The organism is Streptomyces sp. NPDC034043 (genome assembly GCF_055575675.1).
In genome coordinates this window covers 1-24,199 of the sequence record NZ_JBVISF010000009.1, presented here as the reverse complement: position 1 = coordinate 24,199, position 24,199 = coordinate 1, and the positions used below count along the sequence as shown (strand labels likewise).

General features: G+C 74.0%; 19 protein-coding genes. 12 read left to right on the top strand and 7 right to left on the bottom strand.

The window, feature by feature from the left end:
• Positions 1-222 precede the first annotated feature (222 nt).
• Both ACZ51S_RS21745 and ACZ51S_RS21740 read right to left on the bottom strand, forming a co-directional pair.
• Positions 223-1,500 (bottom strand): LCP family glycopolymer transferase, encoded by a 1,278-nt coding sequence (locus tag ACZ51S_RS21745; protein WP_468961733.1) that lies wholly within the window; start codon positions 1,498-1,500, stop codon positions 223-225.
• Positions 1,501-1,663: 163 nt separating this feature from the next.
• The gene (locus ACZ51S_RS21740) at positions 1,664-2,413 is read right to left on the bottom strand and encodes a TIGR03089 family protein (protein WP_468804109.1); all 750 of its coding nucleotides are present in this window, start codon (positions 2,411-2,413) and stop codon (positions 1,664-1,666) included.
• A 138-nt stretch (positions 2,414-2,551) separates the two neighbouring features.
• Here ACZ51S_RS21740 and ACZ51S_RS21735 point away from each other — a divergent pair, with 138 nt between their 5' ends.
• Together ACZ51S_RS21735 and ACZ51S_RS21730 are read left to right on the top strand one after the other, a co-directional pair.
• On the top strand, positions 2,552-3,970 hold the full coding sequence (locus ACZ51S_RS21735) for a peptidoglycan recognition protein family protein (protein ID WP_468804107.1): 1,419 nt from the start codon (positions 2,552-2,554) through the stop codon (positions 3,968-3,970).
• 480 nt (positions 3,971-4,450) lie between these two features.
• Entirely contained in the window at positions 4,451-5,455 is a 1,005-nt protein-coding gene (locus ACZ51S_RS21730; protein ID WP_468479836.1) for a DNA-3-methyladenine glycosylase family protein, read from the top strand.
• On the opposite strand, the gene ACZ51S_RS21725 is transcribed toward ACZ51S_RS21730, so the two are convergent.
• From ACZ51S_RS21725 to ACZ51S_RS21715, 3 genes are read right to left on the bottom strand one after another with little or no spacing between them, the layout of a single operon-like run.
• A complete protein-coding gene (locus ACZ51S_RS21725) occupies positions 5,452-6,747 on the bottom strand; it encodes a coenzyme F420-0:L-glutamate ligase (RefSeq protein ID WP_468804103.1) in 1,296 nt (431 codons plus the stop codon). The two genes, ACZ51S_RS21730 and ACZ51S_RS21725, sit on opposite strands and share 4 nt — an antisense overlap.
• On the bottom strand, positions 6,744-7,703 hold the full coding sequence (gene cofD / locus ACZ51S_RS21720) for a 2-phospho-L-lactate transferase (RefSeq protein ID WP_468804102.1): 960 nt from the start codon (positions 7,701-7,703) through the stop codon (positions 6,744-6,746). The genes ACZ51S_RS21725 and cofD overlap by 4 nt, the downstream gene beginning before the upstream one ends.
• Positions 7,704-7,763: 60 nt before the next feature.
• Entirely contained in the window at positions 7,764-8,303 is a 540-nt protein-coding gene (locus ACZ51S_RS21715; RefSeq protein ID WP_468961730.1) for a cysteine dioxygenase, read from the bottom strand.
• Positions 8,304-8,943: 640 nt separating this feature from the next.
• Between ACZ51S_RS21715 and ACZ51S_RS21710 the strand changes: the two genes are divergently transcribed.
• The 3 genes from ACZ51S_RS21710 to ACZ51S_RS21700 all read left to right on the top strand — a co-directional run bounded on the left by ACZ51S_RS21710 (position 8,944) and on the right by ACZ51S_RS21700 (position 14,544).
• A complete protein-coding gene (locus tag ACZ51S_RS21710; protein ID WP_003983763.1) occupies positions 8,944-9,207 on the top strand; it encodes a WhiB family transcriptional regulator in 264 nt (87 codons plus the stop codon).
• A 256-nt stretch (positions 9,208-9,463) separates the two neighbouring features.
• Positions 9,464-13,069 carry a glycosyltransferase family 2 protein gene (locus tag ACZ51S_RS21705; RefSeq protein ID WP_468961728.1) on the top strand — a complete coding sequence of 1,202 codons (3,606 nt, stop codon included), beginning with the start codon at positions 9,464-9,466 and terminating at the stop codon, positions 13,067-13,069.
• Positions 13,066-14,544, top strand: a complete 1,479-nt coding sequence (locus ACZ51S_RS21700) for a DUF5719 family protein (RefSeq protein WP_468961726.1) — start codon at positions 13,066-13,068, stop codon at positions 14,542-14,544. Before ACZ51S_RS21705 ends, ACZ51S_RS21700 begins: the two co-directional genes overlap by 4 nt.
• A 43-nt stretch (positions 14,545-14,587) precedes the next feature.
• Here the strand turns inward: ACZ51S_RS21700 and ACZ51S_RS21695 are convergent, their stop codons facing one another.
• On the bottom strand, positions 14,588-15,064 hold the full coding sequence (locus tag ACZ51S_RS21695) for a metallopeptidase family protein (protein ID WP_468479831.1): 477 nt from the start codon (positions 15,062-15,064) through the stop codon (positions 14,588-14,590).
• Positions 15,065-15,274: 210 nt separating this feature from the next.
• Here ACZ51S_RS21695 and ACZ51S_RS21690 point away from each other — a divergent pair, with 210 nt between their 5' ends.
• The 6 genes from ACZ51S_RS21690 (at position 15,275) to ACZ51S_RS21665 (ending at position 20,906) form a co-directional block, all read left to right on the top strand.
• Entirely contained in the window at positions 15,275-15,649 is a 375-nt protein-coding gene (locus tag ACZ51S_RS21690; RefSeq protein WP_468479830.1) for a DUF3499 domain-containing protein, read from the top strand.
• A gap of 78 nt (positions 15,650-15,727) precedes the next feature.
• Positions 15,728-17,098 carry a phosphomannomutase/phosphoglucomutase gene (locus ACZ51S_RS21685; protein WP_468479829.1) on the top strand — a complete coding sequence of 457 codons (1,371 nt, stop codon included), beginning with the start codon at positions 15,728-15,730 and terminating at the stop codon, positions 17,096-17,098.
• Positions 17,099-17,308: 210 nt separating this feature from the next.
• Positions 17,309-17,494, top strand: coding sequence for a Trm112 family protein (locus ACZ51S_RS21680; RefSeq protein WP_388946262.1), 186 nt, complete (start codon positions 17,309-17,311; stop codon positions 17,492-17,494).
• Between the two features lie 51 nt (positions 17,495-17,545).
• A complete protein-coding gene (locus ACZ51S_RS21675; RefSeq protein WP_468479828.1) occupies positions 17,546-18,679 on the top strand; it encodes an SIS domain-containing protein in 1,134 nt (377 codons plus the stop codon).
• Positions 18,680-18,728: 49 nt separating this feature from the next.
• Positions 18,729-19,886 carry a mannose-6-phosphate isomerase, class I gene (manA, locus tag ACZ51S_RS21670; RefSeq protein WP_468889520.1) on the top strand — a complete coding sequence of 386 codons (1,158 nt, stop codon included), beginning with the start codon at positions 18,729-18,731 and terminating at the stop codon, positions 19,884-19,886.
• A gap of 75 nt (positions 19,887-19,961) precedes the next feature.
• Positions 19,962-20,906 carry a cation diffusion facilitator family transporter gene (locus ACZ51S_RS21665; RefSeq protein ID WP_468961723.1) on the top strand — a complete coding sequence of 315 codons (945 nt, stop codon included), beginning with the start codon at positions 19,962-19,964 and terminating at the stop codon, positions 20,904-20,906.
• A gap of 71 nt (positions 20,907-20,977) precedes the next feature.
• On the opposite strand, the gene ACZ51S_RS21660 is transcribed toward ACZ51S_RS21665, so the two are convergent.
• The gene (locus ACZ51S_RS21660) at positions 20,978-23,026 is read right to left on the bottom strand and encodes a fructose-specific PTS transporter subunit EIIC (RefSeq protein ID WP_468479825.1); all 2,049 of its coding nucleotides are present in this window, start codon (positions 23,024-23,026) and stop codon (positions 20,978-20,980) included.
• A gap of 343 nt (positions 23,027-23,369) precedes the next feature.
• Between ACZ51S_RS21660 and ACZ51S_RS21655 the strand changes: the two genes are divergently transcribed.
• A partial coding sequence (locus ACZ51S_RS21655) for an adenosylhomocysteinase (protein ID WP_468961721.1) occupies positions 23,370-24,199 on the top strand: 830 nt, incomplete at its 3' end.

Genomic DNA, 24,199 nt, shown 5'->3' with positions numbered 1-24,199 from the left:
GGTTGCTCGAATCCTCCGTCGGTGCTTCGCGACGCGCCTCCCCCCAGGCACGCGGTCAACGATCCGGCTGCTGGTGCACGGCCTCTTGACGGCCGGTGCACCGGATCGCTCACCTTATCCGGCCTGGTCAGCCGCAAACCATGCGCGTGACAAAATCCACTCCCCCTATAACGGTCCAAAGCGCCCATCCGGTTCGGTCGGACCCCCGGCTTTTGGATTGCTTTACCGGCAACGGGCCTCCGCCGCCGTGGTTCCCGTGAACGTCGGCACCGGAACGGGCGGGACGGCGCTTCCGCTTCCGGTCGGCTCCGGCCCCTCCGAAGCGGCCGTCCGGCCCGGCGCCGTGGCAGGTCCGGTGCCCTTCGGGGAGGGCTCCAAGGACCGCGTACGGGGCTCCGGATCGGGCTCCGGATCCGTCCGCGGAGGGGGCTGCGGAGAGGTGACCGTCAGCGGCCGGTCCATCCGCAGCTGCCGGAAGAGCCGGGTCGCGTCGGGCTCCATCAGCTCGTCCCGGTTGGGGTCGGCCGCGTACGGGCGACGCGGTACCGTCAGGAACTTGACCTGGTCGGTCGGTATGTCCCGTACGCCCCGTACGAGTTCGTACAGTCCGCGCAGCGACGCCAGCCCCGGGTCGGTGGTCACCGAAGAGGTGGCCGCGTCCAGCACCGGATACAGCCGCGTCGGGTTCAGCAGCACCCCGTTGCTCTGCACCTTCTTCACGAGCGAGCCGAGGAACTGCTGCTGGCGTTCCATCCGTTCGGTGTCGCTGCCGTCCCCCAGGCCGTACCGGGCCCGGACGAAACCGAGTGCCTGCTCGCCCCGGAGCAACTGCCGGCCCGCCGGGAGCTTGAGGCGGGCCTCCTCGTCCACCACCGGCCGCTCCAGGCACACCTCCACCCCGCCGACCGCGTCGACCATCTTCTTGAACCCGCCGAAGTCCACCACCATGTGGTGGTCGATCCGGATACCGGTCAGCCGTTCGACCGTACGGATCGTGCAGGCGGCCCCGCCCCACTGGAAAGCCCAGTTGAACTGCGCGAACCGCTCGCCGGTGCGGGAGCCGTCCTCCTTCAGGCAGCTCGGGATCCGCGTCATCAGGTCCCGCGGTATCGAGACGGCCGTGGCGCTGCGGCGGTCCGCCGGCAGGTGCAGCAGGATCGCGGTGTCCGAGCGCTGGGTGCCCGCGTCCTGCCCGTAGCGCGAGTTCGCCCTGCCCGAGCGCGAGTCCGAGCCGATCAGCAGGATGTTCTGGACGCCCGTCCCGAAGTGCGCCGGGCGATCGCGCTCGTAGCGGCGCAGCTCGGCCTCGGCGGAGGTGTCCTCGGTGATGTTGCCGTCGAGCTTGGCGTACACCCACCAGCCGGCCGCCGCCCCCGCCATGACCAGCAGCACCAGCCCCAGCCCGATCCAGCGCAGCAGCCGGCGCCGGCGGCCGCGCGGAGGCGTCCCACTGCCTCCGGCCGCTCCGGCCCCGTCCCGTATGCCCGCGCTGTCCGTCACTCGCGTTCCGTCCCCTCACCCCAGGCGACCAGCCGTACGGGTGAGTACGGCCTTCAGCCGATCCTGCCCCCGGCGGACGTCGCGGGCTCGGGGGCAGGGGTGGCGCAAGGGCCATGCGGGTGACAATTCGCGGCGGAACCGCCGCTCGAACCTGAGGCGGCGGTCAGACCCTGAGGGTGACGCGCTCGCTCTCGACGCGCTGCTCCAGCGCGGCCGGCGACAGCGCCTCGAGATTGCGGCACAGCACCACGGAGCCGCCCGTGGCCAGCGGCCCGTACAGCCCCGCCGACAGCCCCTCCCAGGTGTCGTAGCCCAGGCCCGACAGCACCCGGGCGCCCTCGCCGGCGCCCCTCGCGGCCGCGTCCGCCCGCGCCCGCGCGACCACGTCCGCGTACGAGAGCTCCTCGCCGCCGACCACCAGGCCGGGGCCGTCGGCGTCGACGGGGACGAAGGGAACGAACCGGTCACCCTGCCCGGGCACCTCCACGGCGTAGTCCGCGAACCCGGCCGGCGGCTGCGGGAACCGCCCGCCGAGCGGGCGCAGTGCGAGCGCGACCCGCTCCCCGGAGCAGGCCCGGGCCTCGTCCAGGGTGCCGGGGCCGCTCACCACCAGATCGGCCCCGGCGGGATCGCCGCCCACCTCGGCCACCACCCCGACGGAGGCGCAGGCGAGCAGCCACACGGCGCTCTGCCAGTGCGCGGGGAGCAGCAGCGCGAGCCGGTCGCCCGGTCCGGCGCCCAGGTCGCCCTGGAGCAGATTGGCGGTCTTGGCCACCCAATTGGCGAAGGTGGCGACGGACAATTCGACGCGCTCGCCCGTGGCGTCGTCGTAGAAGGTGACGAGGGGGCGGCCCGGATCGGCGGCGAGCGCGGATCGCAGCAGGTCGGCAGGGGTGCGGTCAGTGGCGTTCACCCGGCCCAGCGTACGCGGGCCCGTCGCCCGGACGGAGGCGGCGGCTCGCCCGTACGGCGGAGGCGGTCGGACGGATCGTCGGACGGATCGTCAGTTCTCCGATGGCGCTTCGTGGTGGCTGTGCTCAGCATCGCTTCCATGCGCGGATTCCTTACTTCCTCCATCGGCGTCGCGACGGCTGCCGCACTGGCACTGCCGCTCGCGCTGACCACTCCTGCCCAGGCCGAGTCGATCCCGGCGGTCCCCGCCGGCTCCACCCAGTCGCTGCCGCTCGTCCCCCTGGCCCCCTCGGGCGCCCGGATCCCCGGCGTGCCCGGCATGAGCACCGCACCGGACCCGGGTGAGACCCGGGGACTGGCGGCGCGTGAAGTCAAGACGTTCTCGCTGGTCGGTGTCGTCTGGGACGACGTGAGCACACCGCTCGTCGGCCGGGTCCAGGTCCGCACCCGTGCGGTCGGCACGGGGCAGTGGTCGGACTGGCAGGACGTCGAGACCCACAACGGCGAACACGCCGCCGACCCGGACGCGCCCGAACGCGGCAACGGCCGCGTCCGCGGCAGCACCGCCCCGCTGTGGGTCGGGGCCTCCGACGGGGTGGAGGTCCGCGTCCAGGCGGAGAACGCCGGCACGCGGGCCGCGTCCCGGCTGCCGTCGGGCATGCGGATCGAGCTCGTCGACCCGGGGGCGGAGCAGCCGGTGGCGGTCCTGGACGGCAAGAACGGCGGCGCGGGAGGTCTGACCCGCCCGGCGCGCCGCCCCTCGGGCGACGACAAGGGCGACGCGGTGGCGCTGCCCGGGATGACCATGGAGACGGCGGAGTCCTCCTCCGTCAACCTTCCGCACGCCCCGCTCGGCGCGCTGGAGATCTCCGAGCTGAACAAGGCGGACTCCACGGCCGACGCCGCCTTCGCGAGCGAGGGCGAGTTCCAGGCGGCCGCCGCCGCCCGGCCGTACATCGGACCCCGCCCGAAGATCGTGACGCGGCGCGGCTGGGGCGCGGACGAGTCCCTGCGCGAGACGGGCTTCGTCTACACCAGCACGGTCAAGGCGGCCTTCGTCCACCACACGGCCTCCGGCAACAAGTACGCCTGCAAGGACGCCCCGGCGGTGCTGCGGAGCCTGTACCGCTACCACGTGGTGAGCAGCGGCTGGCGGGACATCGGCTACAACTTCGCCGTCGACCGGTGCGGGACGGTCTACGAGGGCCGGGCGGGCGGGGTCGCCAAGCCGGTGCTCGGCGCGCACACCATGGGGTTCAACACGGACAGCATGGGCGTCGCGGTGATCGGCACCTACTCCTCGACCGCGCCGCCGGCCGCGGCGGTGAACGCGGTGGCGCGTCTCACGGCCTGGAAGCTGGGCCTCTTCGGGGCGGACCCGCGGGCGAAGACCACCCTGAAGTCGGGCGGCGGCAACCGCTACCCGAAGGGCAGGAACGTGAAGCTGCACGTCATCTCGGGCCACCGGGACGGCTTCGCGACGGAATGCCCGGGCCGCCTCCTGTACAAGCAACTCCCCCCGACCCGGACGTCCTCGGCGAAGCTCCAGGGCCGCTGACCCCTGCCCTTGCCCTGGCCGGGCGGTTCGGGGTGGGGGGTGCCCGGCCGGGCGGCTGCCCTGGCCGGGCGGTGTGCGGGTGGGTGTTGTCCTGTCGGGTGGTTGCCTTGTGGGGCTGGGGTTGGGGTGGGGTGGCTTCGGGTCGGGGGCGGTGCCGGGGTGGGGTGCCGTCCGGGGCGGGCTTCGATGTTCGGCGCCTGTTCCGAGTCCGGTTGTACGTACCGGGCGCCGAATTCATCTCGTTTTGGCCCCGGACGGCACCCCACCCCGTCCCCGCCCCCTTAGGTTGTTCGCCGACCGCCCGCCCACGCAGGCGTGCTCTGGCACATCCGGCCTCGTCGGCAACTTCAGCCTCGCCGGCGTTTGAGGCGCGGGGGTCTGGGGGCGGCGCCCCCAGGAGGGGTCCGGGCGCAGCCCGGGGAACGGGCGAAGGGCGGGTGGGGGACGGCCCGCGCAGCGGCGGCGGGCTACGCTCAAGGCATGGCCGGCCGCTTCACCCCCTCCACCCGCACCACCGTCCGCGGCGGCCACACCGCCGTGCCCCCTGGCAGGGCCGGCGGCGGCGTCCCCGCCCGAGGCGGGAAGGTCCGCAGCTGGCGGCCCGGCGCGGCCGTGGACCTGGGGCTGGTGCTCGGCCCGCTCCGCCGCGGCCCCGGCGACCCCACCTTCCGCACCACCCCCGACGGCTCCGTCTGGCGCGGCACCCGCACCCCCGAGGGCCCCGCCGCGCTCCGGGTCGCCGCCACCCCCGACGGGGCGGACGCCGAGGCGTGGGGCCCCGGCCGGGACTGGCTGCTCGAGACGCTGCCCGCGCTGCTCGGCGCCGACGACGACCCCGCCGCCTTCGTCCCCCGGCACCGCCTGGTGCACACCAGCCACCGCCGCCGCCCCGGCCTGCGCCTGACCCGCACCGGGCTGGTGCTGGAGTCGCTGATCCCGACCGTCCTGGAGCAGAAGGTCACCGCCGACGAGGCGTACCGCGCCTGGCGCCGCCTGGTCCGCCAGTACGGGGAGCCCGCGCCCGGGCCGCTGGGCGGGGAGCTGTACGTGATGCCCACCGCCCGGGAATGGGCGCTGATCCCCTCCTGGGACTGGCACCGGGCCGGGGTGGACATGAAGCGCTCGGCCACCATCGTCCGCGCCGCCCGGGTGGCCCACCGGCTGGAGGAGGCGGCGTCGATGGAGCTCGGGCCCGCCGCCGCCAGGCTGGAGGCCGTACCGGGCATCGGCCCCTGGACCTCCGCCGAGACCCTCCAGCGCAGCAACGGCGCGCCGGACGCCGTCACCACCGGAGATCTGCACCTGCCCGGCATCATCGGCTACGCCCTCGCGGACGAGCGGGACGCCGACGACGCCCGGATGCTGGAGCTGCTGGCCCCGTACGAGGGCCAGCGGCACCGCGCGGCCCGGCTGGTGCTCCTGGCGGGCCGTACTCCGCCCCGCCGGGTGCCGCGGATGCCGCGCGGTGACATCGGCCTGCTCTAACGCACCTCGATGAACGCGTCCGCCGGGCGGTCCGGCCGTTCGGCGGGGGGCGCCGCCGGGTGGCCCACGGCGACGGCCCCCATCGGGTCCCAGCCGTCCGGCAGCGCGAGCACCTTGCGCACCACGTCCCGGCAGAACATCGTCGAGGACACCCATGCGGAGCCGAGCCGCTCCCCGGCCAGCGCGACCAGGAAGTTCTGTACGCCGGCGCCCATGGCGACGACGAACATCTCCCGTTCGGCCGCGTCCCGCCGGGCGTGCCCGTAGTCGTGGGCGCCGTCGGTCACCATGCACGGCACGACCAGGTAGGGGGCGTCGCGCAGGACGTCCCCGCGCTTGATCCGCCGGGCGATGGACTCCTCGGACTTGCCGTCGCGCCGCAGGTCCGCGATCCACGCGTCGCGCATCGCGTCGAGCAGTTCGAGGCGGGCGGCGGCCGACTCCAGCAGGACGAACCGCCAGGGTGTGGTGTGGTGCGGTGCCGGGGCGGTGACCGCCGCCGCCACGGCGCGGCGTACCGCGCCCGGGTCGACGGGTTCGCCGGTGAAGGCGCGTACGGTGCGGCGCTGGGTGACGGCTTCCCGTACGGCTTCCGAGGTGCCCAGGCGGAACATGTCGTCGGCGGGCGCGCGGACCAGGTCGGCCGCCGAGGTGCCCTCGCCGAGTACGTGTCCCATTCCGCGTACGACGGCCACCGGCAGCCCGGCGGCCTTGCCCTTGACCAGGTCGCCGGCCGCGGCCAGTTCGTCGGCCGTCGCCACTATCGTCGCGCTCAGCGGGTTGCCGTGGGCGTCGGTGCCGCCGCGCAGGTCGTCCAGTACGCGCACTCCGGCCGAGCCGATGGCGACGTCGGTCAGTCCGGAGCGCCAGGGCCGGCCGAAGGTGTCGGTGACGATGACGCCCACGTCGACGGAGAGGGCGGCCCGCAGGCCGGCGCGGATCTTGGCGGCCGAGGCGTCTGGGTCCTCGGGCAGCAGCAGTACGGTGCCCGGTGCGGTGTTGGAGGCGTCGACGCCGGCGGCGGCCATGACGAGGCCCCGCCGGTTCTCCACTATCCGCAGCGGGCCCCTGCGCGCGACGACCCGTACGGTCTCGGCGTCGATGGCCTCCTCGCGGGAGTCGGCGCGGACGGTCCGTCCCTCGGCCTTGGAGACGATCTTCGAGGTGACGAGCAGGACGTCCCCGTCGCGCAGGTCCGGTTCCGCGTCGGCGATGAGGCGGGCCAGGTCGTCGCCGGGCCGGACCTCGGGGATGCCGGGTACGGCCCGCACCGTGTAGGAGGGGACGGTCACCGGGCGGTCCGCGCGAGTTCCAGCGCGGCGTGGGCCATGGCGGCGGTCGCGGCGGTGTCGGTCATCATCAGCGGGACGGCACGGCAGGCGATGCCGGCGGCCTCGACCTCGGCGACGGCGTCCGCGTCGGAGGTGTCCACGAGCCAGCCGTCGAGGAGGCCGGAGCCGTAGTGGCGGGCGACGGCGGCGGCGGTGGATTCGACGCCGACCGCGGCGAGGACCTTGTCGGCCATGCCCCGTACGGGTGCTCCGCCGACGATGGGGGAGAGGCCGACGACGGGTGCCGGGGAGGCGGCGAGCGCTTCGCGGATGCCGGGTACGGCGAGGATGGTGCCGATGGAGACGACGGGGTTGGAGGGCGGGAAGAGGATGACGTCGGCGGCGGCGATGGCGTCGAGCACGCCGGGGGCGGGCTGGGCCCGGTCGGCGCCGACGGGGACGACGGCCTCGGCGTCGAGGGAGGCGCGCAGCTTGACCCAGTACTCCTGGAAGTGGATGACGCGGCGTTCGCCGGTTTCGGGGTCGGTGATCGCGACGTGGGTCTCGACGCGGTCGTCGGACATGGGGAGCAGCCGGACGCCCGGCTGCCAGCGGTCGCAGAGGGCTTCGGTGACGGCGCTGAGCGGGTAGCCCGCGCCGATCATCTGGGTGCGGACGATGTGGGTGGCGAAGTCGCGGTCGCCGAGGCCGAACCAGGAGGGTCCGACCCCGTACGCCGCGAGTTCTTCCTTGACGGTGAAGGACTCGTCGGTGCGGCCCCAGCCCTGGTCCTCGTTGATGCCACCGCCGAGGGTGTACATCACGGTGTCCAGATCGGGGCACACCTTGAGCCCGAACAGGTGAATGTCGTCGCCGGTGTTGCCGATGACGGTGATGTCCGCGTCGGGGACGGCGGATTTCAGTCCGCGGAGGAAACGGGCGCCGCCGATGCCGCCGGCCAGAACAACAATGCGCATGCGCCCAGTCTGTCAGCCGGCCGCGGGCCGCCCTTGGGGGGTGGTGCCCGTGCGGCGCCGTCAGGCGGGTACGTGCTCCTCGCGGGCCGGGGAGCAGCTGTGCATCGGCATCTCGGTCAGGCCGGGGAAGTAGACGTGCAGGCTGACGGCTCCGTCGAGGCTGTCGTTGACGACCTCGTGGGCGTGGCCGGGGGCGAAGACGCGCTGGGTGCCGGCGCGGTGGCTGAGGCGTCCGGTGCGCGGGGTGTATTCGACGAGTTCGCCGTCGAGGACGGTCATGATGCCGGAGGAGCTGCCGTGGTCGTGCAGGCCGCTGCCCTGTCCGGGGACCCAGCTGAGCAGCCAGACCTCGTAGCCGGGGCCGGTGCGCAGACGGTGGTACCAGCGGGTGGTGGCGTCGTACTGGACGAGGTGTTCCCAGCTCCCGCGGTCCTCGGCGATGGACCGGGCGAGGCCGGCGAACTCGGCGACGGTGGCCGGGTGTTCGCGGGCGGGCTGGAGGAGGTGCTGGACGGCGAGGATGTCGCCGGCGATCTGGAGGTCGCTCTCGACCACGGCGGCGGACGGGGCGGTCGCGGGAGCGGTGGGGGTGCTGTTCATCGTGGGGTGTCCTCGACGGATGTCAGTCGTGCGGGGCGGTTGCTGTGGGGTGTGGCCGGTGCTCAGGGGAGCCGGGGCTCCGGTGGCATCAACAGCTGCAACAGCAACAGCGAACCTGGGCAGCACGCAGGAACCCACGAATGGGGGTCCGGGTGGCGGCTGCGGGCGCTGACATGAAGACAAGGAGAGCGGGCTGAGGGCCGGACTGTCAACCCAATGTCCGGTTTGCGGGAAAACTTTCACCACATCCGGTTGCCGTGCGCGGAGAAAGGTTTGTGCAAGAGCAACCAGGGGATGTGCGCTCCGAGCCGGCGGGAACCAGTCTCAAACCCGCTGGCGTCACTCGTGATCGGAATGTGATCCAGGCTGCATCTTCGGCTGAATCGCAACCCCTCCACAGGGTGACGCGTCGACCTCGGACGAGGGAGACATTCACGGACAGCCTGTGGCTTGTGTCACGATTTTTGGCGATATGAACACTTTCTGTATACGCTTGGTTCCGCAGAGTGAATAAGGGCCCCAATAGCAGATCTCGGCTTGACTGCACAGGAGCCACACACTTGTAATTTCACTCGTGTCGTTGCTCGGCGATCAGTAACGGCAACATCACGGGGACGCACAGACAGAGCGAGGGGCGCACATGACCGAGCTGTTTCAGGAACTGCTGGTCGAAGAGGCGGACGAGGAGCTCGGTTGGCAGGAGCGCGCACTGTGCGCGCAGACCGACCCCGAATCCTTCTTTCCCGAGAAGGGCGGCTCCACCCGCGAAGCCAAGAAGGTCTGCCTCGCCTGCGAGGTCCGCTCCGAGTGCCTCGAATACGCCCTCGCCAACGACGAACGCTTCGGCATCTGGGGCGGACTGTCCGAGCGCGAGCGGCGCCGGCTGAAAAAGGCAGCGGTCTGAGACGGCGATCCGAAACGGTCGCGGAGCAGCTACAGAACGAACCTGACACACCAGCAGACTGAGCAAACGGTCCGCCTCCCGCACCTTCCCCGCAGGAGGCGGACCGTCGCGTTCCGGCCTTCTCCGGACACGGCGTACCCTCCCCCTCGCAGCCGTTAGTGTGGGGCGCTGTCCAGCAGCTTCCGAGGGCCCCGCACCCCGGATCCTCCCCCGGACTCCGTCCGGGGGCACCCCCAGGCCGGAGGGCCCGTACGCGATGTCCCTGCACAGCAACTCGACGGCCTCCCACCAGGCAGCCGCCACCCCCGAGTTCCCCCGGCACGTCGTCACCGCGGTCCTCGTCGCCCACGACGGAGCCCGCTGGCTGCCCGAGACCCTCGCCGGCCTCCTCGCCCAGGAACGCCCCGCGCAGAACCACGTCGCCGCCGACACCGGCAGCGCCGACGACTCCGCCCGCCTCCTCGCCGAGGCCCTCGGCGACGACCGCGTCCTGCACCTCGCCCGCCGCACCGGATTCGGCACCGCCGTCGACGAAGCCGCCCGCAGCGCCGGCACCCTGACCCCCGAGGAACTCCCGTACCTCAAACGCCCCAGCGGCTGGGACCCCGTCAGCCGCACCTGGCGCGACGACGCCTACGACCTCCCCGAGCTCCCCCACGGCGAACCCGTCCAGTGGCTCTGGCTGCTCCACGACGACAGCGCACCCGAACCCGACGCCCTCACCGAACTCCTGCGCGTCGCCGACGAGAACCCGGACGCCGCAGTCATCGGCCCCAAACTCCGCGGCTGGTACGACCGCAAACAGCTCCTCGAGGCCGGCGTCACCATCGCCCGCAGCGGCCGCCGCTGGACCGGCCTCGACCGCCGCGAACAGGACCAGGGCCAGCACGACCAGGTGCGCCCCGTCCTCTCCGTCTCCACCGCCGGCATGCTCGTACGCCGCGACGTCTACGACGCCCTCGGCGGCTTCGACCGCCGGCTGCCCCTGATGCGCGACGACGTCGACCTCTGCTGGCGCGCCCACAACGCCGGCCGCACCGTCCTCGTCGCGCCCGACGCCGTCCTGCGGCACGCCGAAGCCGCCGCCCGCGAACGCCGCACCGTCGACTGCGCCGGCCGCTCCGCCGTCAGCCCCCACCGCGTCGACAAGGCCGGCGCCGTCCACACCATGCTGGCCAACACCCCCGGCCGTGCCCTGCCCTACGTCCTGCCGCGCCTGCTCCTCGGCACCCTGCTCCGCGCCCTCGGCTACCTCGTCGGCAAAACCCCCGGCCTCGCCGTCGACGAGATCACCGGACTGCTCGCCACCCTGCTGCGCCCCGGCAGGCTCCTCGCCGCCCGCAAGGCCCGCCGCCGCCCCGCCGTGCCCGCCGCCGAGCTGCGCCCCCTCTTCCCGCCGCCAGGCGCCACCCTGCGCGCCGGCGCCGAACAGCTCGCCGCCTACCTCGGCTCCGGCCGCGACAGCGACCCCGCCCCCTCCGGCCGGCACGGCGGAGCCCTCGAAACCGGACCCGGCGGCGACGACGCCGGCTACCTCGACACCAGCCCGCCCGGCCGGCTCGGCCGGATCGCCCGCAACCCCTCACCCGTCCTCTTCGCCGGCCTGCTCCTCGTCTCCCTCGTCGCCTGCCGCGGGCTCATCGGCGGCGGCAGCCTCATGGGCGGCGCCCTGCTCCCCGCACCCGCCGGCGGCCTCGGCCTCTGGCACGCCTACACCGGCGACTGGCAGCCCGTCGGCACCGGCACCACCGCCGGCGCACCCCCCTACCTCGCGATCCTGGCCGGCCTGTCCCTCCCCTTCCTCGGCTCCACCCGGACCGCCCTGACCCTGCTGCTCGTCGGCTCGGTCCCGCTCGCCGGACTCACCGCCTACTTCGCCTCCCGGCCGCTCGTCACCTCCCGGCTGCTGCGCGCCTGGGCCGCCGTCACCTACGCCTTCCTGCCCGCCGTCACCGGCGCCCTCGCCGGCGGCCGGCTCGGCACCGCCGTCCTCGCCGTACTCCTGCCCGTCCTCGCCCGCTCCGCCGTCACCGCCCACGGCTTCGCGGGCGCCGGGGCGGCCGGCGGCCGGCGCGCGATGTGGACGTACGCCCTCCTGCTGACCCTGGCCGCCGCCTTCACCCCCGTCGTGTGGCCCCTCGCCGCCGTCCTCGGCATCGCCGCGCTCCTCGCGCGCCGCGCCCACCGCGCGACGTACGCCGCCCGCCTGCTCGTCACCCTCGCCGTACCCCTGGTCGTCCTCGCGCCCTGGTCCCTGGGCCTGCTCAGCCACCCCGACCGCCTCCTGCGCGAGGCCGGACTGCCCTACGGCAGCGGCTCCGCCACCCCGCTCGGCCTCCTCGGCGCCGACCCCGGCGGACCCGGCACCACCGGCCACCTCCTCCTCGCCGGCACCCTGCTCGCCGCCCTCGCCGCCCTGCTCCGCGCCGACCGGCGGCTCGCCGTCGGCACCGCCTGGGGCGCCGCCCTCGCCGGCCTGCTCCTCGCCGTCCTGCTCAACCGCACCGGCTGGGCCGGCCCCGGCACCCTCCTGTACGGACTCGCCCTGCTCGCGGCTGCCGTGCTCGGCGCGGACGGAGCCAAGGAACGCGTCGCCGCCCGCAGCTTCGGCTGGCGGCAGCCGCTGGCCGCCCTGACCGCCCTCGCCGCCGCCGCCGGCCCCCTGCTCCTCGCCGCCGCCTGGGCGGCGGCCGGGGCAGACGGGCCGCTCGGGCGGCGGGACCCCGTCCAGGTCCCGGCCGTCGTCGCGGAGCACTCCGGCGACACCAACCGCACCCGCACCCTGGTCCTCGGCGGCGACTCGGCCGCCACCGTCTCCTACGTCCTGGTCCGCGGCTCCGGCGCCCGCCTCGGCGACGGCGAACTCCTCGCTGCGGCCGGCCCCGACCCCCGCCTCGCCAAGGCCGTCTCCAGCCTGGTCTCCGGCTCCGGGGCCAACCAGTCCGAGCAGCTCAGCGCCTTCGCCGTGCGCTACGTCATGATCCCGCCCGGCGGCCCCGCCCCCATGCGCCGCGTCCTCGACGGCACCCCCGGCCTCAAACAGCGCCACCAGAACGACGGCACCGCCCTGTGGGAGGTCGAACGGCTGACCTCCCGCGCGGCGATCCTCCCCGGCCACGGCCAGGCCGCCCCGATCACCGTCGACGCCGGGCCCGTCGAGGTCCACGCCGACATCCCCGAGGGCCCCGAAGGCCGGACGCTGCGCATCGCCGACCGGGCCGACCCGGGCTGGCGGGCCACCCTCGACGGCCGGCCCCTCACGCCCAGGACGGTCGACGGCTGGGCCCAGGGCTTCGTACTGCCCCCCGAGGGCGGCCGCCTCGACCTCGTCCACCGGGACTCCCTGCCCCGGGACGCCTGGCACTGGGCGCAGGGGTTCCTGGCCCTGGTGCTGCTGGTGATGGCCCTGCCGGGCCGCCGCGCCCGGCTCGACGACGACCTGCCGGAGGAAACCGCCCCCGCCGCCGGGGACGGCTCCGGCGAGCCCGGCCGGGGCCGCCGCGCCCGCCGTGCGGCCGGCGCCGCCGCGCCCGCCGCAGAGCCGGCGCCCGCCGACGCCGTCGTCGACCCGTACGCGCGGATCCCGGCGCAGCAGGTCCCCGGCGAGGAGTCGTACGCCTACCAGGAGCCCTACCCGTACGAGCAGCCGCCGCAGCCGCACGCGCAGCCGCAGCCGCCGCACGACCCGTACGGCCAATACGGCCAGTACGGCCAGTACGGCCAGTACGCCGGGCAGTACCCCCCTCCCGAGGACCAGCCGCACGTCCCGCGGCAACAGCAGCCCCACCCGTACCCGTACGAGCAGCAGTACGACACCTACGGACAGCACCAGCCGCGTCCCGACGGGAGCCACCAGCAGTGAAGCAGCGCGCCCCCTTGACGCTCGCGGCCGTGACGGCGGCGCTGGCCGCCGCCACCGGGCTGGCCTTCCTCACCGCCCCCGCCGCCACCCCGGCCGGCGGCGGCACCGGGCGGGCGGCCGCCGCCCGCATGCCGGTGGAGCGGTCCGTGCTGGTGTGCCCCGCGCCCAGCTCCTCCGACATCGCCGAGACCACGTACACCTCCCTCACCCCCGGCAAGGGCGGCGGCAAGGGCACGGCCCGGCTCGCCGGCAAGGACGGCAAGGCGGTCCTGGAGCCCAAGGAGCCCGGCAGGCCCGTCGCCGCCACCGCCTCCGGCGCGGAGGCGCCCGCGCTGACGGGCGCCGCCGAGGGCGCCCTGGCCCCCGGCTGGACCGCCCAGCAGACCACCAAGGTCTCCGTCGGCCAGGCGCGCGGACTGCTCGGGCTCGCCTGCACCGCCCCCGGTACCGACTTCTGGTTCCCCGGCGTCAGCACCGCCAAGGGCCGGCAGGACTACGTCCACCTCACCAACCCGGACGACACCACCGCCGAGGTGACCATCACGCTGTACGGCCCGGACGGGCTGCTCAAGGACAAGCCGGGCACCGCCGACCCCGTCATCCGGGTCGACCCCCGCTCCACCACCAAGGTGTGGCTGTCCCCGCTGGCCCCCGACAGCCGGCTCACCGACGTCACCGCCCACGTGACGGCGAGCTCGGGCCGGGTCGGCGCCTCCACCCACGTCGCCGAGGACGGCACCGGCACCGACTGGCTCCCCGCCTCCGCGGGCCCGGCCGGCACGCTGGCGCTGCCGGGCATCCCGGCCGACGCCGTCTCCGTACGGCTGGTCGCCTTCGCCCCCGGCGAGGACGACGCGGACCTCACCGTGAAGCTGTCCGGCCCCACCGGCCCCCTCAGCCCGGCCGGCAAGGAGCGCCTCCACGTCAAGGGCGGCATGACGGCCGGCCTGGACCTGGGCGACGTGACCCGCGGCGAGGCCGGCTCGCTGCTGCTGGCCCCCGCCGACCCGGCGAAGGCGGTACCCGTGGTCGCGGCCCTGCGCGTGGTCCGCGGCACCGCCGCCAAGCAGGAACTGGGCTTCATCCCGGCGAGCACCCCCGTCGGGGAGCGGGCCACCGTCACCGACAACCGGGCCGACGACAAGGCGACCGTCCTCACCCTGACGGCCGCCGGCGCCGACGCCGCGGTCCGCGTCACCGCCTCCCCGGGCACCGAGGGCGGTCAGCCGGCCGTCCAGGAGATCACCGTCAAGGCGGGCACCACCCGCGCCCTGGCCCCGCCGGCCCCCTCCGGCGGCAAGGGCCCCTACGCCCTGACCGTCGAGACCCTGTCCGGGGGACCCGTCCACGCGGCCCGCACCCTGACCCTGCCGCACGACGGGATCCCGATGTTCACCGTCCAGGCCTTCGGGGACGACCGCTCCACGGTCTCGGTCCCCCGGGCCGCCGAGGACCCCTCGATCCTGCTGCGCTGAGCCCGCCGGGGCCGGTTCGGGCGAAGCCCGCCCCCGGAGCGGGTCAGTCCTGCCCGTACCGGGGGTCCACCGTCTCCGGGGACAGCCCGAGCAGCTCCGCGACCTGCTCCACCACGATCTCGTGCACCAGCATCGCCCGCTCGTCCCGGGTCTTCGCCCGGATCTCCACCGGCCGCCGGAACACCACGATCCGCGCCGGTTTCCCGTCCCGGGCCTCCACCAGGCCGCCCAGCGGCACCGCCTCGTCGTTCCAGCCCGCGTCGGGACCGCCCGGCGGCCCCGGCACGTCGGCGATCACGAATTCCACCTCGGCCAGCTGCGTCCAGCGCCGCTCCAGCCGCTCCACGGAATCCCGTACGAGGTCGCCGAACAGCTCCGCCCGGCTCGCGGACAGCGGCACCTGCGGCGGGGCCAGCGGTCCGCGCATCCCCCGGCCGTGCCGGTCACGCCGCCGCGGCCGCGGCTCGGAAGGGGCCTCGGCCGGAGCCGCGGGGCGAGGAGGAAGCGCACTGTCCGTCACCCCCGCAGGGTAGCCCGCACGCCCCCGCCAGGACCCGATACGGTCACGACGAGGTGTCACGACGGTGTCGCCCACCGAACGATCCCGCCAAGATCGGGCCGCATTACGGACGCGTCGCCCCCTTCGTCACCACCGCGGAGCACGACACGGGGGAGTGGCCGGGGGGAGAGTCGTCGCGGCCCGGTCAAGAGTGCGGTACCGTCCAACGTCGTGAGCCTTGTACGTCGCTGTTCGCGCACCGCGTGCGGCCGCCCTGCCGTCGCCACACTGACGTACGTCTACGCCGACTCGACCGCAGTTCTCGGCCCGCTCGCCACCTACGCCGAACCCCACTGCTATGACCTGTGCGCCGAGCACTCCGAGCGCCTGACCGCGCCGCGCGGCTGGGAAGTCGTACGCCTGTCGGACGGTTCCGGACCGTCGCGCCCCACCGGTGACGACCTCGAAGCCCTGGCCAACGCCGTCCGCGAGGCGGCGCGTCCGCCCGAGCGCGCGGCCGGGGCCGGCGGCGCCGGACACGGCGCCCCGGTGGCCGGCGAGACACGCCGCGGACACCTGCGCGTCCTGCGCTCGCCCGACTCCTGACACGCGGATCGTCTGAAAAGCCGCTCTCCGTACAAGGTAGGTTTGCTCCACCGCACGGAACCTTCAGGAGGGCAGGCAGTGGCCGCAGATCTTTCGAACATCGTCAAGGCGTACGACGTCCGTGGCGTCGTACCCGACGAGTGGGACGAAACCCTGGCAGAGCTGTTCGGTGCTGCGTTCGTCGAGGTCACCGGCGCCACGGCGATCGTCGTCGGTCACGACATGCGGCCCTCCTCGCCCGGCCTGTCGGCCGCCTTCGCCCGGGGCGCGGCCGCCCGCGGCGTCGACGTCACCCTGATCGGTCTGTGCTCCACCGACCAGCTGTACTACGCCTCCGGCAAGCTGGACCTGCCGGGCGCCATGTTCACCGCCTCGCACAACCCGGCCCAGTACAACGGCATCAAGCTCTGCCGCGCCGGCGCCGCGCCCGTGGGCCAGGACACCGGACTCGCCACCATCCGCGAGCTCGCCGAGAAGTGGACCGACGAGGGCGCCCCGGAGATCCCCGCCGGCACCGTCCCGGGCACCATCACCGAGCAGGACACCCTCACCGGCTACGCCGAGCACCTCAAGGGCCTGGTCGACCTGACCGCCATCCGCCCGCTGAAGGTCGTCGTCGACGCGGGCAACGGCATGGGCGGTCACACCGTCCCCACCGTCTTCGAGGGCCTCCCGCTGGACCTCGTCCCCATGTACTTCGAGCTCGACGGGACCTTCCCGAACCACGAGGCCAACCCCCTCGACCCGAAGAACATCGTCGACCTCCAGGCCCGCGTGATCGCCGAGGGCGCCGACCTGGGCCTCGCCTTCGACGGCGACGCCGACCGCTGCTTCGTCGTCGACGAGCGCGGCGAGGGCGTCTCCCCGTCCGCGATCACCGCCCTCGTCGCGGCCCGCGAGCTGGCCCGCAACGGCGGCAGCGGCACCGTCATCCACAACCTGATCACCTCGTGGTCGGTCCCCGAGGTCGTCCGCGAGCACGGCGGCACCCCCGTCCGCACCCGCGTGGGCCACTCCTTCATCAAGGCCGAGATGGCCGCCTCGGGCGCCATCTTCGGCGGCGAGCACTCCGCGCACTACTACTTCAAGGACTTCTGGAACGCGGACACCGGCATGCTCGCCGCGCTCCACGTCCTCGCGGCCCTCGGCGGCCAGGAGGGCACCCTCTCCGAGCTCGTCGCCGAGTACGACCGCTACGTCGGCTCCGGCGAGATCAACTCCACCGTCGCCGACCAGGCCGCCCGCACCGCCGACGTCAAGGCCGCCTACGCCGGCCAGGAGGGCGTCACCTTCGACGAGCTGGACGGCCTCACGGTCTCCGCCGCCGACTGGTGGTTCAACCTGCGCCCCTCCAACACCGAGCCGCTCCTGCGCCTCAACGTCGAAGCCCGCGACGAGGCCACCCTGGCCAAGGTGCGCGACGAGGTCCTGGCCCTGGTCCGGGCCTGACCCACCCCCGGCGCCGGCGGAGCGGAAACCAGCCCCGCCGGCGTTCGGGCACGGGGATCCGGGGCAGAGCCCCGTACGACGGCACCGCACCCGCCCCGGAGCCCCGGCCCCGGGCCCCGCGGAGCCGCCCCGCACCGCAGGTGACTCGGCGGTACGCTGACCTCGCCCAATCCGCGATCCGCGATCCGCACCCCCGAAGGGAAACCGCCCATGCCGCTCGAAGCCGGCCTGCTGGAGATCCTCGCCTGCCCCGCCTGCCACGCCCCGCTCCAGGACGAATCGGCGGACGAGACCACCCCCGAGCTGCTCTGCACCGGCCAGGACTGCGGTCTCGCGTACCCGGTCCGCGACGGCATCCCGGTCCTCCTCGTGGACGAGGCCCGCCGCCCCGCCTGACCGGCCCGCCGCTCGACCAGCCTGGATCCGTCAACACCGCCGGAGGCCCCCATGCTCGACGAGTCACTCCTCGACGCACCGGACGATCTCGCCCGTGCCGACCGCCGCGGCCTGCTCCGCGGCGCCGCCGAGGCCGGGGCCAGAGTCCGCACCGCGGCCCGCCACGCCGGCGAGGCCGGCCTCGGGGACCTGCGCCCCGACGGGCGCCCCCGCGCCGTGCTGATCGCCGGCTCCGGCACCGCCGCCACCGGCGTGGCCGACCTGCTCGGCGCCCTCGCCGGAGCCTCCGCCCCGGTCACCCGCCTGCACCCCACCGGCGTCGCCCACGCCGCCGGAGCACTGCGCTGGGCCCTGCCCGGCTGGGCGGGCCCCGTCGACCTGCTGCTCCTCGCCACCACCGACGGCACCGAGCCCGGCCTCGCCGCCCTCGCCGAGCAGGCCTACCGGCGCGGCTGCACCGTGGTCGCCGTGGCCCCCGAGCGCTCACCGCTGAGCGAGGCGGTGGACGGCGCGCACGGGGTCCTCGTACCGATGGCCAAGGCCCCGTACCAGGAGTACGACGAGTCCGCCGTGGCCGGTCCCGGCGCCCTCTGGGCCCTGTTGACCCCGCTGCTGGTCCTCCTCGACAAGGTCGGCATGATCAGCGCGGCCCCCGACGCCCTCCAGCGCGCCGCCGACCGGCTCGACCGCACCGCCGAGCGCTGCGGCCCGGCCATCACCACCTACTCCAACCCGGCCAAGACCCTCGCCGCCGAGCTGGCCGACTCGCTCCCCCTCATCTGGACCGAGGGCGACGCCGCCGGCCCCGCCGGCCGCCGCTTCGCCGCCACCCTCGCCGAGCTGGCCGGCCGCCCCGCGCTCGCCGCGGCCCTCCCCGAGGCGCTGACCGCCCACGGCGTGCTGCTCGCCGGCTCCTTCGCCGCCGGAGCCGACACCGACGACTTCTTCCGGGACCGCGTCGAGGAGCCCCAGGCCCTGCGGGCCCGCATCGTCCTGCTGCGCGACCGGCCGGCCGGCGGACTCACCGCCGCCCCGGCCGCGCGCGAGCTCGCCGCCGGCCACGACACGGCCATCAGCGAACTCGAACCGGAGGAGGGCGGAGAGCTGGAACAGCTCGCCGAACTCCTCGCCGTCACCGACTTCGCCACCGCCTACCTGGCGCTGGCCGGCCGGGGACGCGGCTGAGGCACACCCCTGTGCCCGCACCACATCCAGATCCAGGAAGACGACGACGATGGACCGCCTGACCAACACGATCCGCCCCTACGCGTGGGGATCCACCACCGCGATCCCGGCCCTCCTCGGAGTCGAGCCGACCGGTGAGCCCCAGGCCGAGATGTGGATGGGTGCCCACCCCGGCGCCCCCTCCCGCCTCGACCGCGGAGCCGGCGAGACCACCCTGGCAGCCGTCATCGCCGCCGACCCCGAGGGCGAGCTCGGTCCCGCCGCCGTCGCCAAGTTCGGCCCCCGCCTGCCCTTCCTCCTCAAGGTCCTCGCCGCCGGCGCCCCCCTCTCCCTCCAGGTCCACCCCGACCTGGCCCAGGCCCGGGCCGGCTTCGAGGACGAGGAGCGCCGGGGCGTCCCGATCGACGCGGGCCACCGCAACTACAAGGACGCCAACCACAAGCCCGAACTGATCTGCGCCCTGACCCCCTTCGACGGCCTGTGCGGCTTCCGCCCGCCGCTGGAGGCCGCGGACCTCCTCGAAGGCCTCGGCGTCGACTCCCTCAAGCCGTACGTCGACCTGCTGCGCGCCCACCCCGAGGAGGCGGCCCTGCGCGAGGTCCTCACCGCCGTCCTCACCGCAGACCGCGAGGAGATGGCCCGTACGGTCGCCGAGGCCGCGGCCGCCGCCGAGCACCTCGCAGGCCCGTACGAGCCGTACGCGCGGCTCGTCCACGATTACCCCGGCGACCCGGGCGTGATCGCGGCCATGCTCCTCAACCACGTCCGGCTCCAGCCCGGCGAGGCCATGTTCCTCGGCGCCGGCATCCCGCACGCCTACCTCGACGGCCTCGGCGTCGAACTCATGGCCAACTCGGACAACGTGCTGCGCTGCGGCCTGACGCCCAAGCACGTGGACGTCCCCGAGCTGCTGAAGGTGGTCGTCTTCGAGCCGAGCGCCCCGGGCGTCCTGCGCCCCGAGGGCGACGGCGAGGAGGTCTACGAGACCCCCATCGACGAGTTCCGGCTCTCCCGGCACGTCCTGGCCCCCGGCGGCGCCCCCCGCGCCCTCCCCGACGCCACCCCGCAGATCCTGCTCTGCGCCGCCGGCGCGCCCCGCGTCGGCGAACTGGCCCTCGCTCCGGGCGAGTCGGTCTTCGTACCGGCGGGCGAAAAGACCGAACTGTCCGGTAGCGGCACCGTCTTCCGGGCCACGGTCGTCATCTGACGTAGCGCCGACCACACCGACAGCTGCAACAATGTGCCGCCGTAAGCCAGTGGCCAGGAAGGACACCCAGCACCTATGAGCGCGTCGGGCGGTACCAAGGCGATCGTGGCGGCACTCGCCGCCAACCTCGCCATCGCTGTAGCCAAGTTCGTGGCATTCCTCTTCAGCGGCTCCTCGTCGATGCTCGCGGAAAGCGTCCACTCGCTGGCGGACTCAGGGAACCAGGGCCTGCTGCTCCTCGGCGGGAAGAAGGCCCAGCGCGAGGCGACGCCGCAGCACCCCTTCGGCTACGGGCGCGAGCGCTACATCTACGCGTTCCTCGTCTCCATCGTGCTGTTCTCCGTCGGTGGCATGTTCGCCATCTACGAGGGTTACGAGAAGATCAAGCACCCGCACGCGATCGAGGCCTGGTACTGGCCGGTGGGCGTGCTCGTCTTCGCGATCATCGCCGAGTCGTTCTCGTTCCGCACCGCCATCAAGGAGTCGAACGAGGTCCGCGGCAAGCTGTCGTGGCGCGAGTTCATCAAGCGGGCCAAGGCGCCCGAGCTGCCCGTCGTCCTGCTGGAGGACCTCGGCGCGCTCGTCGGCCTGGTGCTGGCCCTCGGGGGCGTCGGTATCGCCCTGATCACCGGCGACGGCGTCTGGGACGGCATCGGCACCCTGTGCATCGGCATCCTGCTCATCGTCATCGCGATCGTCCTCGCCGCGGAGACCAAGTCCCTGCTGCTGGGCGAGGCCGCCGGCGCCGAAGAGGTCGACAAGATCAACGCCGCGCTCGTCGACGGGGTCGTGGTCACCCGGGTGATCCACATGCGGACCCTGCACCTCGGCCCCGAGGAACTGCTGGTCGCCGCCAAGATCGCCGTCCAGGGCAACGACACCGCGACCGAGGTGGCCAACGCCATCAACGCCGCCGAGGCCCGCATCCGCGAGGCGGTCCCGATCGCCCGCGTGATCTACCTGGAGCCGGACATCTACCAGCCCGAGGCAGTCGACCTCGGCAAGGCCGACGCCCGCTGACCGGCTTTCGACGGCACCCGAAGGCCCCCGCGGCTCAGCCGCGGGGGCCTTCGCCGTACGCGCCGCGGGCGCTACCGGATCTCGCCCAGCACCTCCAGGACGGCCGGGCCGTCCGGCGCGGACCGGAGCCGGGCGCGGAAGTCCCCGTCCATCAGCTTGCGCGACAGCAGCGCCAGGATCCGCAGGTGCTCGTCGCCCGCCGCGGCCTCCGGCACGGAGATCATGAAGACCAGCCGCGCCTTCGTACCGTCGGGCGCGCCCCACTCGATGCCCTCGGAGGACCGGGCGAAGCCGACCGTGGGCCGGGTCACCGCGTCCGTCTTGGCGTGCGGGATGGCGATCGACTCGCCGAGCCCCGTCGTGCCCTGCGCCTCCCTGGCGAGGGCGACCCGTACGAGCTCGTCCACGTCGCGGACGTTCCCCGTGGCGGCCAGCAGCTCGGCCATCTCCCGGATCGCCGCCTCCTTGGTGTCCGAAGCCAGCTCCGTCTTGACCGTCCGGGCGGTCAGGTACCCGGACAGCACCTCCGGCCCCGCGTCGGGAGCGGTCACCGCCGCCGTCTCCGGCCGCGCCCGCACGGCCGTGCCCCCGGCGGCCGTGCCCCCAGCTGTGTCCTCCGCCCCGGTTCCCGCGCCGGCGGGGACCGGCTCCGCCACCGGCGCGGCCGGCTTACGGCCCCGGCGCGCCTTGATCCCGATCAGCGCGTTCGTCGTCAGCGCGGTCACCACCGTGCCGATGGCGATCGCGATCAGGAACCAGGCCCAGCCGCTGATCGCACCCAGCGCGGCCACGACCGGACCGCCGTGCGGCACGTGGTCGCCCACGCCCGCCGCGCCGGCGACCGCGCCGGCCACCGCGCCGCCCAGCATGTTCGCAGGGATCACGATCGCCGGCCGCGCCGCCGCGAAGGGGATCGCCCCCTCCGAGATGCCGAAGACGCCCATGAACAGCGCCGCCATACCGGTGTCGCGCTCCTGCTCCGAGTACAGCCCGCGGCGCAGGAGCGTCGCCAGGCCCTGCCCGAGCGGCATCACCGGGATGGCCGCCGCGCACATGCCCATGACGGCGTAGTTCCCGGAGGCGATGAGCCCCGTGCCGAAGAGGAACGCCGTCTTGTTGACCGGGCCGCCCATGTCGAAGGCGATCATCAGGCCGAGCAGGGCGCCGAGCAGGACCGCGCTGGTGCCGGTCATCCCGGACAGCCAACCGGTGAGGCTCTCGAAGAGCCACGAGACGGGCTTGCCGATGACGTAGACGAAGAACAGGCCGAGGGCCGTCGTGGCCACGACCGGGATCACGATGATCGGCATGATCGGCCGGACGGCCTTGGGGACCTCGACCTTCTTGATCCACAGCACGAGATGGCCGGCCAGGAAGCCCGTCACGATCGCGCCGATGAAACCGGCGCCCGACTCGGAGCCGTACAGCGCGCCCGTGTTCGCGATGAAGCCGCCGATCATGCCGGGCACCAGCGCCGGCCGGTCGCCGATGGCGTACGCGATGTAGCCGGACAGGATCGGGATCATCAGGGTGAAGCCGAGGACCCCGATCTGGAACAGGTGGTCCCAGAAGGTGCCCGGGGTGACCGCGTACCCCTCGGCGGTGGCGTGACCGCCCAGCGCCAGCGCGATGGCGATCAGCAGACCGCCGACCACCACGAAGGGGATCATGTACGAGACGCCGTTCATCAGCGCCTTGTACGCGAGGCTCCGCTCCTTGCCGCCGCCCCCGCCTCCCGCACCACCCGCGGCGGCCGTACCCGCCTGCACCGGCGCGCTCCGCACGCGCTCGATCAGCTCCTTCGGCCGGTGGATGCCGTCGGCGACCCCGGTGACCAGGACCCGCTTGCCCGCGAACCGCTCGCGGCCGACCTCCTTGTCGGCGGCGATGATGATCCCGTCCGCCTCTCTGACATCGTTGTCAGTGAGCACGTTCTCGGCGCCGATCGAGCCCTGGGTCTCCACCTTCAGGTCCACGCCCAGCTCGGCGGCCGCCTGCTGGAGCTTCTCGGCGGCCATGTACGTGTGCGCGATCCCCGTGGGGCACGCCGTCACGGCGAGCAGCTTCGGGCGCCCCCGCCCGCTCGTACCGTCACCGGGAGGGCCGGCTGGACTGGTCACTGGAATCTCCTCCACACCGCTGGTCCGCGAGATCGCGCGTACGAACCGATCCACCGGCATCCTGCAACAGACGAGGGGCGGATCGAAACTCCGAAGGGCCCCGAACGTTCCGCCCGGGCGGCCTGAAAGCGAAGCGCGACTTCTTCCCGTCCCCACTGGGGCCCGCTGCGCCGATCGGTGTAGATTCGTCATCAGTGTCAGGCGTCGCCGCTGATGGCGGTCGGGCGGTCCTCGTGACCGGCCGAGGGGAGAGAGGGCCCCGCGGCGGACTGTGCTCAGTGCACCGGCCAGCCCGTGCGCGGCCCAGCCGTACCCACCTCTCGACCCATGAGGAGCAGCACCCATGGACTTCAAGGTCGCCGACCTTTCCCTTGCCGCTTTCGGCCGCAAGGAGATCACCCTGGCCGAGCACGAAATGCCGGGTCTGATGTCGATCCGCAAGGAGTACGCGCAGGCGCAGCCGCTGGCCGGCGCCCGCATCACCGGCTCGCTGCACATGACCGTGCAGACGGCCGTGCTCATCGAGACCCTCGTCGCCCTCGGCGCCGACGTCCGCTGGGCCTCCTGCAACATCTTCTCCACCCAGGACCACGCGGCCGCCGCCATCGCGGTCGGCCCGAACGGCACCCCGGAGAACCCGCAGGGCGTCCCGGTCTTCGCCTGGAAGGGCGAGACGCTGGAGGAGTACTGGTGGTGCACGGAGCAGGCGCTGACCTGGCCGAACACCCCGACCGGCGGCCCGAACATGATCCTGGACGACGGTGGTGACGCCACCCTCCTGGTCCACAAGGGCGTCGAGTTCGAGAAGGCCGGCGCGGCCCCGGACCCGTCCACGGCGGACTCCGAGGAATACGCCCACATCCTCACCCTCCTCAACCGCACCCTGGCCGAGGCCCCGCAGAAGTGGACGCAGCTCGCGTCCGAGATCCGCGGTGTGACGGAGGAGACCACGACCGGTGTCCACCGCCTGTACGAGATGATGGCCGAGGGCACGCTGCTGTTCCCGGCGATCAATGTGAACGACGCGGTGACGAAGTCGAAGTTCGACAACAAGTACGGCTGCCGCCACTCGCTCATCGACGGCATCAACCGTGCCACCGACGTCCTGATCGGCGGCAAGGTCGCGGTGGTCTGCGGTTACGGCGATGTCGGCAAGGGCTGTGCGGAGTCGCT

Excerpts from the sequence above, each read along its gene's own strand:
- ACZ51S_RS21705 (WP_468961728.1), top strand. The coding sequence starts at position 9,464 with ATGTCCCTGCACAGCAACTCGACGGCCTCCCACCAGGCAGCCGCCACC.
- ACZ51S_RS21680 (WP_388946262.1), top strand. The coding sequence starts at position 17,309 with ATGCCGCTCGAAGCCGGCCTGCTGGAGATCCTCGCCTGCCCCGCCTGC.
- ACZ51S_RS21710 (WP_003983763.1), top strand. The coding sequence starts at position 8,944 with ATGACCGAGCTGTTTCAGGAACTGCTGGTCGAAGAGGCGGACGAGGAG.
- ACZ51S_RS21730 (WP_468479836.1), top strand. The coding sequence starts at position 4,451 with ATGGCCGGCCGCTTCACCCCCTCCACCCGCACCACCGTCCGCGGCGGC.
- ACZ51S_RS21735 (WP_468804107.1), top strand. The coding sequence starts at position 2,552 with ATGCGCGGATTCCTTACTTCCTCCATCGGCGTCGCGACGGCTGCCGCA.
- ACZ51S_RS21665 (WP_468961723.1), top strand. The coding sequence starts at position 19,962 with ATGAGCGCGTCGGGCGGTACCAAGGCGATCGTGGCGGCACTCGCCGCC.
- manA (WP_468889520.1), top strand. The coding sequence starts at position 18,729 with ATGGACCGCCTGACCAACACGATCCGCCCCTACGCGTGGGGATCCACC.
- ACZ51S_RS21715 (WP_468961730.1), bottom strand. The coding sequence starts at position 8,303 with ATGAACAGCACCCCCACCGCTCCCGCGACCGCCCCGTCCGCCGCCGTG.
- cofD (WP_468804102.1), bottom strand. The coding sequence starts at position 7,703 with ATGCGCATTGTTGTTCTGGCCGGCGGCATCGGCGGCGCCCGTTTCCTC.
- ACZ51S_RS21675 (WP_468479828.1), top strand. The coding sequence starts at position 17,546 with ATGCTCGACGAGTCACTCCTCGACGCACCGGACGATCTCGCCCGTGCC.